This is a genomic window from Brevibacterium sp. CSND-B09 (genome assembly GCF_052906525.1).
This window is the reverse complement of record NZ_JBREGI010000001.1, coordinates 1,885,786-1,904,960: the sequence shown is the minus strand read 5'-3', so window position 1 is coordinate 1,904,960 and position 19,175 is coordinate 1,885,786. Positions and strand designations below refer to the sequence as shown.

Annotated in this window: 15 protein-coding genes; 8 read left to right on the top strand and 7 right to left on the bottom strand. The window is 66.3% G+C overall.

Features of this window, described 5'->3' with window-relative positions; genetic code table 11:
- Nucleotides 1-15 precede the first annotated feature (15 nt).
- Nucleotides 16-1,503, top strand: a complete 1,488-nt coding sequence (locus ACU4IU_RS08605; RefSeq protein WP_181271155.1) for an amino acid permease — start codon at nt 16-18, stop codon at nt 1,501-1,503.
- A 40-nt stretch (nt 1,504-1,543) separates the two neighbouring features.
- Here ACU4IU_RS08605 and ACU4IU_RS08600 read toward each other — a convergent pair whose 3' ends face one another.
- On the bottom strand, nt 1,544-2,224 hold the full coding sequence (locus tag ACU4IU_RS08600; RefSeq protein WP_446656451.1) for a DUF402 domain-containing protein: 681 nt from the start codon (nt 2,222-2,224) through the stop codon (nt 1,544-1,546).
- A gap of 166 nt (nt 2,225-2,390) precedes the next feature.
- Here ACU4IU_RS08600 and ACU4IU_RS08595 point away from each other — a divergent pair, with 166 nt between their 5' ends.
- The 3 genes from ACU4IU_RS08595 to ACU4IU_RS08585 are packed head-to-tail and all read left to right on the top strand — an operon-like array spanning nt 2,391 to nt 6,618.
- On the top strand, nt 2,391-4,052 hold the full coding sequence (locus tag ACU4IU_RS08595; protein ID WP_446656450.1) for an AMP-binding protein: 1,662 nt from the start codon (nt 2,391-2,393) through the stop codon (nt 4,050-4,052).
- A gap of 35 nt (nt 4,053-4,087) precedes the next feature.
- On the top strand, nt 4,088-5,416 hold the full coding sequence (locus ACU4IU_RS08590) for a beta-ketoacyl-[acyl-carrier-protein] synthase family protein (protein WP_446656449.1): 1,329 nt from the start codon (nt 4,088-4,090) through the stop codon (nt 5,414-5,416).
- Nucleotides 5,413-6,618: an acyl-CoA dehydrogenase family protein gene (locus ACU4IU_RS08585; RefSeq protein ID WP_446656448.1), complete on the top strand. Its 1,206-nt coding sequence runs from the start codon at nt 5,413-5,415 to the stop codon at nt 6,616-6,618. Before ACU4IU_RS08590 ends, ACU4IU_RS08585 begins: the two co-directional genes overlap by 4 nt.
- A gap of 26 nt (nt 6,619-6,644) precedes the next feature.
- Here the strand turns inward: ACU4IU_RS08585 and ACU4IU_RS08580 are convergent, their stop codons facing one another.
- From ACU4IU_RS08580 to ACU4IU_RS08555, 6 genes are all read right to left on the bottom strand, one after another.
- A complete protein-coding gene (locus ACU4IU_RS08580; protein WP_446656447.1) occupies nt 6,645-8,159 on the bottom strand; it encodes a sodium:solute symporter family protein in 1,515 nt (504 codons plus the stop codon).
- Nucleotides 8,156-8,458, bottom strand: a complete 303-nt coding sequence (locus tag ACU4IU_RS08575; RefSeq protein ID WP_446656446.1) for a DUF3311 domain-containing protein — start codon at nt 8,456-8,458, stop codon at nt 8,156-8,158. The genes ACU4IU_RS08580 and ACU4IU_RS08575 overlap by 4 nt, the downstream gene beginning before the upstream one ends.
- A 236-nt stretch (nt 8,459-8,694) precedes the next feature.
- Nucleotides 8,695-10,218 (bottom strand): dihydrolipoamide acetyltransferase family protein, encoded by a 1,524-nt coding sequence (locus ACU4IU_RS08570; protein WP_446656445.1) that lies wholly within the window; start codon nt 10,216-10,218, stop codon nt 8,695-8,697.
- Nucleotides 10,218-11,324, bottom strand: a complete 1,107-nt coding sequence (locus tag ACU4IU_RS08565) for an alpha-ketoacid dehydrogenase subunit beta (RefSeq protein ID WP_446656444.1) — start codon at nt 11,322-11,324, stop codon at nt 10,218-10,220. Before ACU4IU_RS08565 ends, ACU4IU_RS08570 begins: the two co-directional genes overlap by 1 nt.
- Nucleotides 11,321-12,427 (bottom strand): pyruvate dehydrogenase (acetyl-transferring) E1 component subunit alpha, encoded by a 1,107-nt coding sequence (pdhA, locus tag ACU4IU_RS08560; RefSeq protein ID WP_446656443.1) that lies wholly within the window; start codon nt 12,425-12,427, stop codon nt 11,321-11,323. The genes ACU4IU_RS08565 and pdhA overlap by 4 nt, the downstream gene beginning before the upstream one ends.
- 184 nt (nt 12,428-12,611) lie before the next feature.
- Nucleotides 12,612-13,127, bottom strand: coding sequence for a YqeB family protein (locus tag ACU4IU_RS08555; protein WP_446657588.1), 516 nt, complete (start codon nt 13,125-13,127; stop codon nt 12,612-12,614).
- A 109-nt stretch (nt 13,128-13,236) separates the two neighbouring features.
- Here ACU4IU_RS08555 and ACU4IU_RS08550 point away from each other — a divergent pair, with 109 nt between their 5' ends.
- The 4 genes from ACU4IU_RS08550 (at nt 13,237) to ACU4IU_RS08535 (ending at nt 19,165) form a co-directional block, all read left to right on the top strand.
- Nucleotides 13,237-13,845, top strand: coding sequence for a TetR/AcrR family transcriptional regulator (locus tag ACU4IU_RS08550; RefSeq protein WP_446656442.1), 609 nt, complete (start codon nt 13,237-13,239; stop codon nt 13,843-13,845).
- Nucleotides 13,846-14,017: 172 nt separating this feature from the next.
- On the top strand, nt 14,018-15,967 hold the full coding sequence (locus ACU4IU_RS08545) for a hypothetical protein (RefSeq protein WP_446656441.1): 1,950 nt from the start codon (nt 14,018-14,020) through the stop codon (nt 15,965-15,967).
- A 222-nt stretch (nt 15,968-16,189) separates the two neighbouring features.
- Nucleotides 16,190-18,082 (top strand): SIP domain-containing protein, encoded by a 1,893-nt coding sequence (locus ACU4IU_RS08540; protein ID WP_446656440.1) that lies wholly within the window; start codon nt 16,190-16,192, stop codon nt 18,080-18,082.
- Nucleotides 18,083-18,151: 69 nt separating this feature from the next.
- Nucleotides 18,152-19,165 carry an ABC transporter substrate-binding protein gene (locus ACU4IU_RS08535; RefSeq protein ID WP_181271140.1) on the top strand — a complete coding sequence of 338 codons (1,014 nt, stop codon included), beginning with the start codon at nt 18,152-18,154 and terminating at the stop codon, nt 19,163-19,165.
- Nucleotides 19,166-19,175: the final 10 nt, after the last annotated feature.

The following is a 19,175-nucleotide window of genomic DNA, read 5'->3' as shown; positions in this document are numbered from 1 at the left end:
CGAACGAGGACACTCATGACTGACAATCTCGGCTCCGACCGCAGCGCCGCCGTCGCACCCGCAGAACCGGGCTCGGGCCCGACCCGACCGAACCTCACCGCCGAGGACTCCGGGTATCAGAAGAACCTGGCCCCGCGCCAAGTGCAGATGATCGCCATCGGCGGGGCGATCGGCACCGGGCTCTTCCTCGGTGCGGGCGGTCGCCTCCACGAGGCGGGACCCTCGATCGTGCTGTCCTACGCGGTCTGCGGGTTCTTCGCGTTCCTCATCCTCCGCGCGCTCGGCGAACTCGTCCTGCACCGCCCGACCACCGGGTCGTTCGTCTCTTACGCCCGTGAGTTCTTCGGCGAGAAAGCCGCGTTCATCTCCGGGTGGTTCTACTGGCTGGTGTGGGCGACGACCGCGATCGTCGACATCACCGCGGCCGCGCTCTATATGGGCTTCTTCGGCCGCTACGTCGCCTGGATCGCGACCGTGCCGCAATGGGCGTGGGCGCTCATCGCGCTCGTCCTCGTGCTCGGACTCAACGTCATCTCCGTCAAGGTCTTCGGAGAGCTCGAGTTCTGGTTCGCGCTCATCAAGGTCGCCGCCCTCATCATCTTCCTCGTTGTCGGGGTCGGTTTCCTCATCTTCGGCACCCCCGTGGCCGGTCACGATCCCGGACTGTCGATGATCCTCGACAACGGCGGACTCTTCCCCAACGGTGCGCTGCCGGCGATCATCCTCATGCAGGGCGTCGTCTTCGCCTATGCCTCCATCGAGTTCGTGGGCACGGCCGCCGGCGAGACGGAGCACCCGGAGAAGGTGATGCCCAAGGCCATCAACTCCGTCATCCTGCGCATCGCGGTCTTCTACGTCGGATCGCTCACCCTGCTTGCCCTCCTCCTGCCCTTCACCGACTACGTCGACGGAGAGAGCCCGTTCGTCACCTTCTTCTCCTTCATCGGCGTCAAGGGCGCGGACACCGTGATGAACCTCGTTGTGCTCACGGCAGCCCTGTCCTCACTCAACGCGGGGCTCTACACGACCGGGCGCATTCTCAGGTCGATGTCGGTGGCCGGGTCGGCCCCGCAGTTCGCGCAGCGAATGAACCGCAGCGGCGTGCCCTACGGCGGGATCGTCATCACGGCAGTGGTCGCCCTCCTCGGCGTGCCGCTCAACTATCTGCTGCCGAGCGATGCGTTCGAGATCGTCCTCAGTGTCTCCTCGGTGGGGATCATCCTCACGTGGGGCATGATCGTGCTGTGTCAGATGCGGCTCAAGCGGTGGGCCGACCGCGGACTGCTCGAACGTCCGTCCTTCCGGATGATCGGTGCCCCCTATACCGGCTATGCGACGCTGCTCTTCCTCGCTGTCATCCTCGTCATGGTCTTCGCCGATTCCCCGCCGACCCTGGTCGTGACGATCATCGCCTCGGTGTGCATGGTCATCGGCTGGTTCGTCTGCCGGAAGCGGATCCGAGCCATCGCCGAGGCGGGGGAGGCCGTCGAGTTCGAAATGTGAGGTTGGTCGGTCGGCTGGGCCGTGATGGTCACCGGGCGGCTCAGCTGACGTCGAAGTCCCAGGTCGCCTCGGCGGGGAGGTCAGGCATCGGCCAGTCGGGGTCCGGTTGGAAGCCCGGATAGTCGGAGTCGAAGGGGAAGGCCCAAGCGCGGATGTCGTCGATGGCTGCGTCCGCAGCGGCGCGGATGCGTGCGACCTTCTCGTCGGAGAACATTCCGGCTTCGCGCGCGAATTCGAGTTCGTCCTCGTCCTTGAGCCGGTAGGTGCCATCTGAGTCGACGACGATGTCGAGGACGTGGTCGGAGGTGAGGATGCCCCTGTCGAAGCGAGTGAAGGGGTCCTCGAGGTTGACGTAGAAGGAATCGCGACGGGCCGAGTCCGGGTTCTCGAAGAACCACACCGAATAGGCTGCTCCCGGCCGGAAGACGGCGACGATGCCCGGTCCCTGCCACCGTTTGAGGCCCTGTGCCCGTGGGGCACCGAAGCGGGCGGGTCCGTCAGCGGTGCGGATTCCCGAGCCGTCGGCGAGTACATGATGAAGCATCCTCGTCCCCGACTCCAGCCAGACGGCCAGGTGGTTCTCGTCATCGGCGATGACCGTGACAGGGCGTTGGTCGTACAGCCCTGGGTGTGCCGGGTTGGTGTAGGTCCACAGGATCTGGTCGCCGTATCGCCAGCGTGGTTCGTCTGCCCGTTCGTCCTGGCTCCCTGCTCCGCTCATGCTCTCATTGTCCCGGACCGGGGTGAGCGTGAGCCGTGAGCAGTCGGCGGTATCGCAGGGCTCCTATACTGAGGATCGGTGCCCGGGACCTGGTGATGTCAGTCGAGGATCGGGCACATGCCGGCCCGGAACGGGCCTGCGAGGAACGAATTCGAGGAGGACGGAATTGCCCATCACGTCGAAGGTCCTCGAGGTCGCGGCCACCGATCCGGACCAGTTGGCCATCGTCGGCGGCCACTCTGGCAGCCCTGCCCCCGATGAGAGCGCCGACTCCGCCGCGGACGTGCGAGCCCCACGTTCCCTCACCTATGCGCAGCTCGTCCGGGATTCGGCCACGATGTTCGCCGCCGTCGACGCCCTCCACAGTGTCCAGACCGAACCGCCGAATCCTGCTCCCGAAACCCACGGCACCCCGATCACGGCAGTGAGCCTCACCTCGGCGTTCGAGACCTCCCGCATCATCGCCGGCCTCGCCGGCTTCCGCGCAGTCTCGGCCACGATCGACCCCCGCTGGCCGCTCGACCACCAGGTCGGAGTCATCACGACCACCGGAATCGGCCTCGTCATCTCCGACTCGACCCGCCTCGCCGAGGCGCTCGCCGCCGCCGGTTGGACCGGAACCGTCATCACCGAGACCGAATTCCGTGCCCGCGAGGACGCCATCGACCCCGCCGTCACCGCACCGCCGAGCGTTCGCGAAGCGTCCGAGCCGTTCCTCATGCTCTTCTCCTCGGGCACGACGAGCAACCCGAAGGCGTTCATCAAGACCCGCCAGCAGTACCGCGACAACGTGGCTGTGTCCTCGACCCACCTCGAACCCTTCGCCGGAGTGGCCACCCTGGCGCCTGGCCCCGTGTCTTACAGCCTCACCCTCTATGCCGTCGTCGAAAGCCTCGCCACCGGGGGCAGCGTCCACGTCGCCGACGACTTCGACCCCTTCACCATGGGGTCGCGCATCACCGACGAAGCCATCACCCGCGTCGTTGCCGTGCCCGCCGTGGTCAAGGCTCTCGCCGAGGCGGCCCGTCGAGCGCCGGAGAACTTCCACGGCCTCGACCTCGTCGTCACCGGAGGAGCGAACCTGCCCGCCTCCATCCGTTCGGCACTCGCCGACGTCCTCCCCGACACGCGGTTGATCAGCTACTACGGTGCCGCCGAGATCGGATTCATCGGCGACAGTCGTGATGGCGACGGCACCTGGATCTCGATCTACGACACCATCGGCGTCGAGGTCCGCGACGATTCCGACGCCCGGCTGCCCGACGGAGAGATCGGCACGGTCTGGATCAGAGCCGCCGCCTGCTCCGACGGCTATGTCACCGGCACCACCGACGCTCGGCTGCGACAACCTGACGGCTGGGCCACGGTCGGTGACCAGGGACGGATCGAAAACGGACTCCTCCAACTCGCCGGACGGGCCGGTGACATCGCGATCACCGGAGGGCACAAGGTGTCCCTGCCCGAGGTCGAACGCGCCTTCGAGGGATTCGACCGCGCGGATCCGCGGTCGGGGCAGGGCCGCCTCGGCGAGGTCTGCGCGATCGCGCTGCCCGACGACGGTCTCGGCAGCATCGTCGCCCTCGTCATCGAACCGGGTCCTGGGGAACCTGCCTCCGACGACGGCCCCAGGGGGTCGGGCACGCCTGGTCTGAACTCGACTCTGCCCGACAAAGCTGAACTGCTCGCCCAGGCCCGGGCGGAACTGGCCCCGCAGTTCGTGCCAAGACGGTTCTACTTACTCGACCGGCTGCCGCGGACCGTCGGTGGGAAGATTCGACGCCTCGAAACCGTTGACTTGGTCATGAGCGGAAAGGCACAGCGGCTGTGAACGCATCCCGGAGCAATCGGCACCGGACAGATGGCGTGCGCGAGGTCGTCATCACGGGACTCGGCGCCATCACCCCGAGCGGCCAGGACCCCGAAAGCCTCTGGCGATCTGTCCGCAGCGGCACCAGCGCCATCGACGTCCTCGCAGGTGAGCAGTTCGACGACCTCGCCGTGCGAATCGGCGGGCAGATCAAGGACTTCGACGCCGAGGCGGTTCTGCCCCGGGCGCTCGCCCGCCGGCTCAGTCCCGTCCAGCATTGGGCCATCGCCGCGGCCGACCAGGCGATGCGCGCAGGCGGAATCGAGTCCGCGGCCGACGATCTGCCTTGGGACCGCGACCGCACGGCCGTCATCGCGGCGACCGGCTCCGGACCCGTCGACGCCATGCAGGAGGCGACGCGTCGCCTCGACGCCGACGGCCCCAGGTCGGTGCCGCTGACCCTGTCCATCCACGGTGCGCCGGACTCCGCGGCAGCGCTGATCAGCCAGCGCTTCGACCTGCGCGGACCCGGTCAGGGAGTCTCGGCGACGTGCGCCTCCGGGGCGATCGGACTCGGCGAGGCGATGCGTCGGATCCGCCACGGCTACGCCGACGCGGTGCTCGTCGTCGGCATGGAGGACTGCCTCGGTCCGGTCAATCTCGCCTCCAACTCGAACATGCGCGCGCTCGCCGCCGGATACGAGGACGATCCGACCGCCGCCAGCCGTCCCTTCGACCGGGGCCGCAACGGCTTCGTCATGAGCCAAGGTGCGGCCGCGATCCTCCTCGAATCCGCCGACTCGGCGGCCTCACGTGGGGCGACGCCACTGGCCGAGCTCGCCGGATTCGGCGCCGCCAGCGATGCCCACCACCCGACGAATCCGCATCCGCAGGGACGGGGAGCCGCCTCGGCGGTGGTCCAGGCCCTGAACGATGCAAGGCTGGAACCCGGCGATATCGACCACATCAACGCCCACGCCACGGGCACACCGGCCGGAGACCGCGCCGAACTCGCAGCCTTCGACGCCGCCCTGGGGGAGGTCGGACGGAGGATCCCGATCTCGGCGACGAAATCGACGACGGGGCACCTCCTCGGCGCATCGGGGGTCGTCGAGGCGATCATCGCGACCCTGACGATGCGTGACCAGACGCTGCCGCCGACGTTCAACCTCGACGACAACGAGTTCCCCGACTGGGACATCGTCGCAGGTCACGCCCGTGAGATGCGCGGTGGACCGAACCCCGCCGGGGCGGCCGTCGACACTGTGCTGTCAACGTCGTTCGGCTTCGGCGGGCACAACGGCGCGATCATCCTGCGCCGCACCGCGCGGCCCGCGACACCCTCGACAGACGCAGACGATCCCTCGACGAAGGAGAGACGATGACCGACCGTGAGACACGCGTGAGCGAGCTCGCCGCGCAGTACCTGCTTGATGATGTGCTCGAACGATTCCGCGAACGAGCCGACGTCTATGACCGGGAGAACCGATTCTTCGACGAAGACCTCGCTGAACTGGGGGAACTCGGCTATCTTCAGCTGTTCGTCCCGCAGTCGCATGGCGGGCCGGGGCTGAGCCTGTTCGAGGTCACGCGACTTCAGCAGCGGCTGGCAGCGGCGGCGCCCGGAACGGCTCTGGCGATCAACATGCACCTCATGACCACCGGGGTGGTCAAGGCGCTGGCCGACCGCGGTGACGACTCGCTGAACTGGGTGTTCGACGAGGTCATGGCCGGTGAGATCTTCGCCTTCGGCATCTCGGAACCGTCGAACGACTGGGTCCTGCAGGGTTCGAACACCGAGGCGGTGTCGACGGCCGACGGCGGATACGAACTGACCGGGGTGAAGATCTTCACCTCGCTGTCTCCCGTGTGGACCAGGCTCATCGTCCACGGTGCCGTGGCCGCCGCCGACGACGGCATCGCCGGCCCCGATGCGGACGAGCCGGCCGAGGGGCAGCTCGTCTACGGATTCATCGAACGCGATGCACCCGGGATCACGGTCTCCGACGAATGGGATGTGCTGGGAATGCGGGCCTCGCAGTCGCGGGCGACGATCCTCGACCATGTGCCGATGAAACCCGAACGGGTCTCACGCGTCATCCCCGCTGGCAAGCACCCTGACCTGCTCACCTTCGCGATCACGAGCAACTTCCAGCTGCTCATCGCCGCCGTCTATGCCGGAGTAGCGGCCCGTGCGCTCGAGCTGGGCGCCGCCGGGCTGCACAAGCGGAAGTCCGCGAAGGCCGGCGTCACCTTCGCCGAGGTGCCCGAGGCCCGGACGCGCCTGGCCGATGCGCATCTCGACTTCATACCGGTGACGGCGATGATCGACGCCTACGCTAGGGACTTCGACGACCTCATCGACCACGGTGCCGGTTGGCCGTTGCGCCTGGTGGGAGCGAGGATCAAGTCCGCCGAGGCGGCCCGCCGCAACGCTGAGACCGCGCTGATGTGCACGAGCGGCAACGGGTTCGGCAACAAGCACGAACTCTCCCGCCTCTTCCGCGATGCCACGGCCGGGCTCTTCCACCCGCCGAGCGCCGACGCCGCCCGCCCGATGTACGCGGCTGCACTGCTCGACGGGTGAGGTCGCGCTGATCGAAGGGCTCGCGCCTACAACGCTGCCGCCTCGGTGCGCGTCTGCCGCTGGGCTGACGGCACCCAGCGTGGGTCCGGCTTGGCCAGAGTGACGATGACGACCACGATGAGGTTCGCCGCGACAGCCCAGAGGCCGCCGTTGATTCCGAGCAGCGGGTCGAGTCCCGTGTAGTGGAGGGCGACCATGACGACGGAGCCGACGATGAGACCCGCAGCCGCCGCCTGCTTGCTCATGCGCGGCCAGTACAGGGAGAGCAGCGCGGCCGGCACGACCTGTGCCAGGCCCTCGTAGCTGAGCACGGAGAGCTCGACGAGCGCATCCGGCATGAGCAGGCTCATGATCAGGGCGATGATGCCGACGGCCAGGCACACCCACTGGGACAGTGTCTTCTGCCGCAGGCCCCGTGCGTTCAGCTGCTCAGGAGTCATCGAAGCGGCGTTCTTCGGTCCGGCCAAGCCGCCGCCCAAGACAGTCCGTCCCCACATCGAACCGATCGAGAGCATGTACACGCTCATCGGCACGATCGCCGAGAGCGCGCCTGCGACGCCGATGATCGCGACGATCGGCGCGGGCAGGGAATCGATGACCACGGAGAACAGGGCTAGGTCGGCGTCTTTGAGAGCAGGGACGACGAAGAGTGCAGCCACACCGACCATCATCGGCACGAGGAGCAGCAGCTGATACCACGGCAGGATGATCGAGTTGCGTCGCAGAGCATTCGCCGAGGTGCCCGACAGATAGCCGGCGATCGACGTGGGGAACACGGTGATCGTGATCCCGTTGAGGATGATCGTCGAGATGAACCATGCACCCCCGTAGATGCCATCGCCTGCGCCGGGGAAGGTCAGCCACTGAGATTTCTCACTCACGACGCGGTCAAGCAGGGGCGCCAGGCCGTCGAAATAGTGCAGCGGTACGTAGATCGCGAGGAACGCGACAGCGAGGATGACCAGTCCGTCCTTGAGGACGCTGACCCAGGCGGAACCGCGCAGTCCGGAGAAGAGGATGAACGCCTCGGCGACGATGAAGGAGACGATGGCGGCGATCTTGAGGTCGATCGCGCCGTAGCTCATCGCGTTGACGACCGCACCCATGCCCTGGATCTGCAGCTGGATGTAGGGAACGATGAAGATCGTTGCGAGGACAGCCACGAGGATCGCCAGCCCGCGCGAGCGAAACCGGTGTTCGACGATGTCGGAGAGACTGACGAGCTTGTGCCGGGCGGCGTAGGTCCAGAACAGTGGGCCGACGAGATAGGCGACGACGAGACCGATGCTCAGGTAGCCGATGAGGTAGAGGATCGGCGCCCCATAGGAGTAGGACCAACCGGCCGTGCCGAGGAACGAAAAGCTCGTATATGTTTCGCCTGCCATGAGCAGCAGGATGAAGACGAAGCCCAGCCCGCGTCCGGACACCGACCATTCGTCCAGCGACTTCTCCCGGCCGCGGCCGGACCAGATGCCGATGCCGATGGTCGCGAGCATGGCGAGGCCGAAGATGATGCAGGCGATGATCGCGGAGGTGCTCATTTCCCGGCCTCCTCGATCTCGTGGTCCTCACCGAATGCGACATCGGAAGGGATGTGCTCGGGCAGATCGTGCCGGTAGTACCGGTCGCCGCGAGCGGTCATCCACACGAAGAACCAGGTGAGAATCGTGACCGCGATCGTATAGGCGAGGATGAACGGCAATCCGGCGATGCGCGGCTCGACCGAGTTCGCCACGACCGGGGTGAGGACGTAGAGGATCACGGGGACGATGAGGAGGACCAGCGAATACCGCCGCCGAGGCGGCCCCGCCTGACGTACCGAACTGGGGTTCCGTGACATGCTCAACCTCGTTTCCTTGCGTTCGCGTCCGCGGTGAGCGGACTCGGCAAGGTTAGTGCTGTGAGTCACAGACGGAATGGTCGTCCGAAGTGTGGAACCGCAGCGGGGAAGTGCAGTGCGGGAAGCGTCGTTCAAGGCGGCCCGCACTTGTCGAACGGTGTACCTATCGACAAGTGCGATGCCGCTTGAACGAGCGTCGTGCCGGCTCCGAACTGGAAGCTACGGCTCGGCGGGACTCAGAGCTCGGGCAGCAGCGAGATCGGGTTCTCGATGCAGTCGGCGACGAAGGTGAGGAACTCGCTCGGCTCCTGACCGTCGCACGCCCGGTGGTCGAAGACGAAGGACAGGTACATCACCTTGCGCACCGTCAGCTCACCGTCGACGACCCATGGGCGGTCCTTGATCCTGCCGAGACCGAGCATGGCCACCTCGGGGAGGTTGATGATCGGGGCCGAACCGTCGACGCCGAACACCCCGTAGTTGTTCAGGGTGAAAGTGCCGCCGGACAGCTCCGACGGATCGAACCTCCCCGAGGCGGCCTTCCCGACGGTCTCGGACACGGAGTCGCGCAGCTGCCGCAGGCTCATCTCGCCGGCCCCGTGGACGACGGGGACCATGAGTCCGCGCGGGGTCTGCGCGGCCAGGCCGAGGTTGATGTCACCATGGGTGACGATCTCTCCGGCGGCTGTATCGATCGACGAGTTGATGATCGGATACTTCTTCAATCCGGCCACGACGAAGCGGGCGACGAGCGACAGCAGCGAATATCTCTCACCGGTGCGCGCCTCGAGCGCGCGCTTCGTGCCCAGTAGCTCGGTGGCATCGACATCGAGCCAGATGGTCGCCTCGGGGATCTCCTGCCGCGACTTCGTGAGGCGTTCGGACACGATCTTCCGCAGCCCCGTGATCGGGGTGCGGGTATCGCGGTCGGCCCGCCCGACAGGCGAAGGTGCCCCCGCCGAGGTGGCGCTGCGTTCCGTGATCGACTGAGGTTCGCCGGCTCGTGACGTCCCCGCGGGGACGTGAGCGCTCGCCGCGTCGACGTTCGCAGCCGTGCCCGACTCGATCGCAGCGAGGACATCGGCCCTGGTCACGATCCCACCGGGACCGCTGCCGGGCAGGTGCTTGGCGCTGATGCCGTGATCCTTCGCTAGCTTGCGCACAAGCGGGGACGACACAGGGGAGACCTGCTCGCCGGCGGCCGTCGCCGACTCTCCGATGGCGGTCTTCGACGAGTCTTCGGTGGGAGTCTGTGCCTCTGTCGGCGGCTGCACGGGAGCATCCGGGATGACCGTCGGGACGGCTGGGGCGGCACCCGGGGGCACGGTGGATGTCGCGTCCGGAACAGCCGTGCGCTTGCCGCCGAACGAGCGCTTCTTCGTCGAACGGGTCTTCGGCTCCGATGTACCGTAGCCGATGAGGTTCGCGCCGCTCGATTCGCCGGCGCTGCCGTCTGCGCTCGCGCTCGCGCTCGCCGCCGCACTCTCCGCCTCGGCGACAGAGAGCAGGGCCTGGCCTGCACTGACGGTGTCCCCAGCGGCGGCGTGAAGGCTGACGATCCGCCCGGCGTACGGGCAGGGGAGTTCGACGACTGACTTCGCGGATTCGACCTCGACGACCATCTGATCGACGTGGACCTCGTCCCCGATCTCGACCTTCCAAGAGATCAGCTCCGCCTCGGTGAGGCCTTCGCCGAGGTCGGGAAGGATGAACTCGCGCGTGCCAGTCCCGCGCATCCCGGTATTCAGATCAGCACTCATCACAGCTCCCAATCCCAGGACTCGAGCGCATCGAGCACGCGTTCGACGGTGGGCAAGTAGAACTCCTCGAGCTTCGGCGACGGATAGGGCACATCGAACCCGGCGACCCTCAGGATCGGGGCCGACAGGTAAGTGAAGTTGCGTTCGGTGAGGCGGGCGGCCACCTCGGCGCCGTATCCGCCGAACTGCGCGGCCTCGTGGATGATCGCCGCGCGCGAGGTCTTGCGCACGGACTCAGACGCCGTCTCATCATCGAACGGAGACAGCGTGCGCAGGTCGATGACCTCGATGGACAGTCCGTGCTCGGCCCCGGCCTCGGCGGAATCGAGCGCCGTCCGCACCGTCGGACCATAGGCGAGCAGGGTGACGTCGGTGCCCTCGCGGATGACCTGCGCCCGATTCATCGGCGCCGTGGACACGGGCAGGGTCAGCGTCTCCTTCATCCAGTAGCGGGACTTCGGCTCCATGAACACGACCGGATCATCGGAGGCGATCGACTCGCGCAGCAGCGAATACGCATCGGCCGGATTCGACGGCGTGACGACGGTCAGACCCGGCGTCGACGTCCAATAGGCCTCGGACGAATCCGAGTGGTGCTCGACTCCGCCGATGTCGCCGGCATAGGGAATCCGGATCGTGATCGGCAGGCTGACCCGGCCTTTCGTCCGGTTCCGCATCTTCGCCACATGGGACACGATCTGCTCGAACGCGGGGTAGGCGTAGGCGTCGAACTGCATCTCGACCACCGGGCGCATCCCGTTCATCGCCATGCCGATCGCGGTGCCGATGATGCCGGACTCCGCAAGCGGAGAATCCCAGACCCGATTCGACCCGAATTCGGCCCGCAGTCCTTCGGTGACCCTGAAGACCCCGCCGAGGCGGCCGACATCCTCCCCGAAGACGAGCACAGTGTCGTCGTCGGCCAGGGAATCCCGCAGCGCCTGGTTGAGGGCCTTCGTCATCGTCACCGCTGACGGGGCCTGGCCGGCCTCGGGGGCCCGTGCAGTGCCGGGTGCGGTGTCGCTCTTCGCCGAGGCGGCGCTGCCCGTTTCGTCGTTCACCGCAGTCGGATCGGCAGCTGGGTCGGTGCCGGTTTCGACGCTCATGCCTGGCCTGCCGCGGCGAGTTCGGCCTCGAGGACCTGCTGCTGTTCGGCAAGGCCCGTGCGCGGGGTCGCGTAGACGTGGGCGAAGAGCTCGCGCGGGTCGACCTCGGCCTCTTGGTTCATCGCATCGCGGACGGACGCGGCCAGAGTCTCGGCCGCCTCGGCGACCTCTGCGACTGACGAATCGTCGAGTGCACCGGTCGACCGCAGATACTTCTCGAGACGGTCGATGGGATCGAACTGCTTCCAGTGCTCGACCTCCTCGGTGTCACGGTACTTCGTCGGATCGTCGGAGTTCGTGTGTGACTCCATCCGGTAGGTGAGGCACTCGATGAGGGTCGGACCGTCTCCGTTCCGACCGCGCTCGAGAGCGGTCGAGACGGCGGCGAACACGGCGGCGACGTCGTTGCCGTCGACCCGCAGGCCCGGCATTCCGTAGCCGGCGGCTCGGTCGGCGAGCATCGTCGCGTTCGTCTGCTCCCGCAGGGGAGTGGAGATCGCGTACTGGTTGTTCTGCAGCACGAAGACCGTCGGGGTCTGCCACACGGAGGCGAAGTTGAATGCCTCGTGGGTGTCGCCTTCGCTGCTGGCGCCGTCGCCGAGGAAGGTCAGAGTCGCTGCATCCTCGCCCTTGAGCTTCGCGGCCATCGCGAATCCGGTGGCATGCAGAGTCTGCGTCGCCAGCGGTGTCGCCGCAGGTGAGGCATGATACTCGTGCGGATCGAAACCGCAGTGCCAGTCTCCGCGGAAGGCGGCGAGGATCTCGGCGACGGGCACTCCGCGGGTCAGCAGCGCGGCCGAGTCGCGGTAGGTGGGGAAGAGCCAATCGTTCGGGGCCAGCGCGGTGGTGGCCCCCACCTCGGCGGCTTCCTGACCTGCCGCGGAGGGATAGGTTGCGAGTCGACCCTGTCTAGTCAGGTGCGTGACCTGCGCTTCGAACCGGCGGACGAGGACCATCTGCCGGTAGAGACCGGTGAGGGTGGCATCGCTGGGGATCCGCAGCCCTTCGGTCGGAGTGTCGGTGAGCCGGCCATCTGCGCCGATGAAGCTGATCGGCTGCAGCTGGGGCAGTGAACGGCCTGTGGTGGGAACGTCAATGGTCATGGCCCCATGGTGGCGTGAGCCGAGTCACGATTCCACGGCTGACGTGCAGGTGAGGACGGGCGGCCAAACGTGTCGCGAACTCGGGACGAAGGGACCGGTTCCGGCAGGCCGAGTGGACGTTTGGCTGGAGGATCGGGGTTGCGCAGACTCCGTTTTCGGACTGCTCAGATCTCACCCTGCGCGGTCAGATCTCTCCCCACCGGTAACCGCGGGAGGTGAAGGCGTCGGCGACCGCGGCCTTCTTGCCTTCGACATCTCCTTTGAAGGCCTGATGCCCGCCTTCGGTGACGACGACGAGCTTGCCGTCGGCGAAGTACGCGGTCGAGAACGAGGCGCGGGAGATGCGCAGCGGGTGGTCGTCGTCTCGGCCGATGGTGATTCCGTGTTCGTCGACGATCAGGGGAGTCGTCGAGGCGGCGATGAAGAAGGCGGCGATGAGTCCGAGTGCTCCGCCGATGATCGGTCGGGCGATGACGACCCACGCCTGGTCGAAGCGGCTGAGCTTCTCGATGACGTCCCCGAAAGGAATGGGAAATGTTGCGGCAAGCGATCCGAGGGCCGGAAGGAAGAAGCCGAGTGCCACGCCGACGACGATGCAGACGAGGCCGATGACGACGACGTCGCTCCGACTGAGCGCGAACGTCGCGGGGGCGTGGGGCTGCTGGGTTGCGAAGTCGTTCTTCTGCGGGGGCTGATCCATCACGTGCTCGATCCTCGAAGGCATTGTCGGTACTCAATGATACCAAAGTGGAACAACGCTGTTCCACAAGTAGACTGCTCTGTATCGTTCGCAGAGTCAGGGAGGGGTTGTGCCGGTGCAGGGAATGCGTCGATTGGGCCGAGAGGCGCTGGTCAGCGAGGCACTGACCCACCTTGCCGCGAACCCGCAGGCGTCGATGATCGAACTTTCACAGTCGATCGGCGTCGGTCGCACCACTCTTTACCGACATTTCGGTGATCGGGAGGCGCTCGTCGGCGCGGCGGCCCTGCTCGGTGCCCGGCGATTCGGTGAGGCGGTCATGAAGGCGCGTCCCGAAGCGGGCGCCGGTCTGGCGGCGCTCGAGCGGATCTGTGCGGAGCTGTTCACTCTGCCCGATGTGCTCACCCTGCTCTTCGCCGACAACCCGATCATCACCGATGAGACATTCGCCGAGGCGGCCGCCGAGTCCCGCACGGGCGCTGAATCTGCGGATGCCGAGGATGATCCACTCGAGGCCGTCATCGCGAGGGGGCAGGCGGACGGCTCCATCGATGAAAGTGTGCCGATCGGATGGGCGGCGGCGTTCGTCTACCTCACCATCGGCTCAGGACACCTCTACAGCGTGAGCGTCGGCGTCGACGATCCGACCGCACGCGCCCAGTCTCTCGAGCTGACCATCAGGGCGGTGCGGAAGACCCTCGCTTCTCCGGGCGGCTGAGCGCTGACCAGGGCGTGAACACCGACCGGGCCCGCAGAGCTGTGTGCGGTACCGCCGACTCCCGAAATGTGATCTCGGTGAAGCCGCGGGGCCATGCCGGGGCAGTTGTGTGGCCGACGAGGTCTGACTTGTTACCGTTATTGCTTCAGTTCATCCTCTGCAGGAGCAATGCGTGTCTACTTTCTTCGACGGTCCCGAATTCCACGGAATGGCAGCGGGCGGCAAAATCAGCCACGACCCCGGAATGTCCGATCGGATGATGCGGGAGCTGGCGCCGTTCCTCAAGGCCGAAGGAATCGACATCGATGATCCGAATGCGGACTTCACCGAAGCCGACTTCCACGTTGCCATGGAGAAGGCGCAGGTGGAATACAACCGCCGACTATTCACCCCGGTCGGTGCCCACCGCGGACTGGCTCTGGGGAAGCTGCGATCGTTCTCCGTGGCCTTTGCTGAAGGCGACATCAAAACCGCCGAGGCTGTAGTGGCCTCCCTGCCCTCCGATCCCGAGGACTTCAGCCCGAGCGTCGCGCAGGTGACCGGGGCGGCGATGGGCCTCGTTGACGAATGGTTCACCGACGACGTGCACGGGCCGAAGCTCGGCGGAGTGATGGCACCGAAGTGGTCGGCGAAGAAATCCCGCAACGTCGCCCGCGACATCCTCGCCCTGGCACATAAGGGTCGCGTCGTCGACAGCCTCGATCGCCTCATCACCAACAACAGCGGACTCCCCGTCCTCGAGGGCTCCATGCTCGCCGTAGCCGCCGCGGTCGCGCGGTTGGCCAAGCGAAACAAGGTCTCGGAGCAGGAAGTCGTCGACGAGCTCTTGCCGCTCGACGGTTATCCGGAACCGGTTGCCGGCACCTACGGCTCCACCGGCCGAGTGTTCCAGGGTGACCAGGACGTCCAGGACGGCCCTGCCGCAGAACAGGGCCTGCCGGAGTGGCTCGGCGGATCGAGCGCCGAGGCGAGTGCGCAGGCGAATCCCCACGCTGACCCGCAGGGCATCGATGCACGAATGGACGCGGTCGAGAAGACCGTCTACGAGATGCCGCTCTACCAGCGCTTCCGCGACTGGCTGGCCGAGACCTACGACGATGTCGACGAAGACTCAGAGGTCTTCGACATCGCCCACCTCCTGTTCTGCATCGCCGTGTCCTCCCGCGCAGATATCGACGAACCGGAGGGAATCGACGACCTCCTCGACGTCCTCGAAAGCTTCGCAGTTGACGGACAGCAGGAAGCCGCGAAGACCGATGGCGAATCGCCTTCGACGGTGATCTTCCTCGACAGCCTCGAAGCTCTCGACAACTATCTCCGCTTCCGCATGGACACCGACGAGGACCCCGAACGCTGGAATGCCGCTCGCGCCCGAGCCGAAGCCGCGAGCATGCGCACCGACCCGCTGCCCTCGGCCCTGATGGCCGCCGTCGAAGCCAATGCTCTGAGCGAGGAGCAGCTCGCGCAGCCTTTGCCGCACAACCGCCTCGTCGAGGGCGTGGTCGGCATCCTCGACTGGGTGGGCGAGTCCCGGCCGCTGACCGGTACGGGGCGGGTGAAGCGTGCCGATATCGCCGAGGCGGCCGAAAAGTTCGGCATCAAAGCCGTCGGAGTTGCGTCGAACGCCCGTTATGAAGACGGTGTGAACTATGCGCGCAGCGCCGACGAGGTGCCCGTCCTCGAAGCGATGTGGGCCGTGATGCAGAGCGCCGAGATCACCGAGATCTCCGGCACCAAGGTCCGCCCGGGAAACGCCGCCGACGAGTGGAAGAAGGGCGAGGTGAGCGCGGATACCGCACTGCCGGTCATCGGCGCCTTCATCTACGAGCGGCTGCTCGACGTGATCAACCTCGTTCCCGGAGAAGACTACGGCACCCCGGCGATCACGATCGCCCAGCGCCTCATCGAGATCCTCACTCCCGACTCGGCACCGGAACGCCCTGAACTCGACCTCGGCGAGGTGCGCAGCGAACGGCTCTCCACGCTCTTGGAGGACGAACTGCAGGAGCTCGCCGAGCTCGGGCTCCTCACGGCCGACGGAGACACGCTGTCGGCCGAGCCGGTGTACAAGCGCATCGTCGCCGGTGCCGCGCTCATGCTGCTGTCGGGACCGCGCGAATAAGACGAAGCGAGACCAGGGGTGTCGGAGCGAACTGAGGTGGCGGCCTCTGGTCGGTGTTGAAAATAAGTGGTTGCACCTGCTGCGATCCCAGGTTAGGCTCACCTATGAGATATAGGGAACATCGGTCTTGCCTAAGGCAGTTGACACACCTGCTTGAAGTTGTGGGTCCGGCTTCTCTGTTTCTCGCTGTTTCATACGTCAAGAACCCTCGGAGCTGAATACATGCCGCGTACTTCCAGGCCTCTGCAGGTGCTGCCGATCATCCTGCGAGAAGTGGAAGTCACCGGCATCGTCGACATCACCCCGAACATGCGACGCCTGACAGTGGCAGGCGATCAATTGGCGGCCGGTGGGGTCGGCGAGGCTGCACGGCCTGCATTCCGCTCCGAGGGTTTCGACGATCACGTGAAACTCGTCATTCCCCCGCCCGACGGCTCATCCCTCGATATCGGCGAGCAGGAGGAGTTCCGCTTCAACTGGAATCGGGAAGCGCTCAACCGTGCCCGCGACTACACTGTTCGCAGCGTCGACCACGAGACGAACTCCTTCAGCATCGACATCGTGCGCCATGACTCCGGACTGGCCTCTGACTGGGCTTTCGGCGTCGCGGTCGGTGATCGGATCAGCTTCGCCGGACCGAAGACCTGCGCCGGGCTGGCCGACGACATCGATTTCCACCTCCTCGTTGCCGACGAGACGGCGTTGCCCGCTGTCGGGCGCTGGCTCGAAGAGGCACCTGCTGGCACCCGCGGTCACATCATCATCGAAGTACCCACCTCCGACGACATCCAAGACATCCCCACCGAAGCCGATGTCGAAATTGACTGGCTCATCCGCGGATCCACCGCACCGGGCGAATCGCGCCTGATGTTCGACGCCGTAAAGAATCTCGATCTGCCCGAAGGCCGCACTTACGCCTGGTGCGCGGGCGAGACGCTGACCATCGCCCCCATCCGCCGCTACCTGCGCCGGGAGATCGGCCTTCCCAAAGCGGACGTCGAGGTCGTCGGCTACTGGCGGAAGATGCCGACTCGTCCCGCCGCGCCAAGTGCGGCAGTCGCCTCCACGCCCGAGGCCACGCTCGAGGGATCTGGGGCCGAGTCCGGCCCGGCCGATGATTCGGCCCCTTCTGCAGCAGCCGGCAGCGAGGGCAGCGCCGAACCGGACGGAACTCTCGAGGTCCTCCACCAGGTCCACGAAATGACCGAACTGCTCCCCGCGATCATCACCCGGACAGCCGTCACCCTCGGCATCAACGACCTCATCGCCGGCGGAGTCGCCACCGCCGAGGCGATCGCCGCCGAACTCGATATCGATGCCGACCGTGTGCGCCCGGTGCTGACGGCTATGTGCTCCCTCGGACTCCTATCTCACGAGGACGAGATCTACCGCAACACCCCGACCGGGGCGGTTCTCACCGGCGACGGTGCCTCCGACGGGCTCGACCTGAGCGATGCGGCGCTGCTCGACCTGTTCTCCCTCGTCGACCTCATCGATGTGCTCAGAGGCGGGTTCGCCTCCCGCACTTCGCGCGCCTCGACGATTCAGGCTCCCACCTGGCATGCCCAGCGCGACGCCGATTCCGAACTCGACTCCGCCCACCGGCGACGCAGCCTCGACCACCTGCAGTATGTCCTCGATCTCATCCTCGACCTCGAACCCGTGGCCTCGGCCGGGAACCTCGCCGTCGTCGGTGATGTCGACGCCGAGGCGGCCGCCGCCCTGACGAGGAAGGCCTCGCACTCGGGGCGGACGATCCACACTCCCGGCGTACAGGGCCTGTTCGGTCGACGACCCTGGCCGGACGTCGATTGCACCCTCGTGATCGCCGGATTGACGGGGCGATCTCGGACAGAGGTGACCTCGTTGTTGGACCGGATGCTCGCCGCGAGCCGGACCCTGGTGATCGTAGAACCCTTCACCGATGATGCCGAGACCGATGACCATCAGGCCGAAGAACTCATCACGGTCCTGGCCACCACCGGGAATCCGTCGCTGACCAGCGGCGAGCTCGTCACGGATCTGCATAAGCTCGGAGCCGCGCACGTGCAGGTGAGAGACATCGGATGGGGGTTCGGCCGGTTCCGATCGGCCGTGATCGCCGCACGCTCCTGAACTGCCTCTCCGGGGCCTGGCCGCCTCACCCGGACGTTCACCAGATCAAAGAAGAATAAGGACAAACGTATGTCATTGACGCGCCTGACCGCTGCTGCCATCGCCGGAGCCACCGGCCTCGCTCTCCTCGCCGGATGCGCAGGCGGCAGTGAGGAGGCAAACCAGGGCGCTGCCTCCGAGACGCGCACCGTCACCGATGCGACCGGCGCGGAGGTCGAAGTGCCCGCGGCTCCGAAGGCCGTCGCGACACTGCACTACGCCGCCACCGAGACCCTCATGGATCTTGACGCGCCTCCCGTGGCGCAGGGCGAGTACCAGGATCCGGCCGTGCCCGAGGAGTGGCTCGATGAACTCGAGGGGATCCCCACAGTCAGTCAGCAGGAGCCGGACCTCGAGAAGCTCGCCGAGGCCGAACCCGACCTCATCCTGTCCCCGAACATCTTCGAACCGGAGATGATCGAGCAGCTCGAGGAGATCGCACCCGTCTACCAGTTCACCCTGCGCGGCGGAGACCGCGCGAATTGGCAGCAGCGTGTTGGGGAAGTCGCAGACGCCGTCAACAAGACCGATCAGCTCGACGAACTCGACAGAGAATTCACGGCTCGGCAGAAGCAGCTCGGCGAAAAGCATTCCGAGGTCACCGAGGGCACCACGATCGGAGTGGTGTCCTCCTTCGAGGAGAACTCGGCATACCTGTGGGGCAGTGAGAACATGCTCGGCACGATTCTGTCCCCACTCGGGTTCGATTGGTCGGCCGACGAGGACGCCATGGTGAAGAAGTACGGCAAGGCCGAACAGGGAGGCAATAAGTCAGGGACCGTCGAGCCCGAAGCTCAGATCTCGCTGGAAGTCCTCGACCGCAGTCTGTCCGATGCCGACATCATCTTCGTCAACTCGGACCTGCGCGGCGACTATGACTCGTTGACGAAGGCGCTCATGGACTCGGCTGTGTTCAAAGACCTCCCGGCTGTCCGGGCCGGACACGTCTATCCGATCGGCAAAGCCACAATCGCCGGATACGCCGACGCGGATTACGGTCTCGACCTTGCCGAGAAAGCCATCACCGAATACCAGAAGGACTGAGCCGCACTAC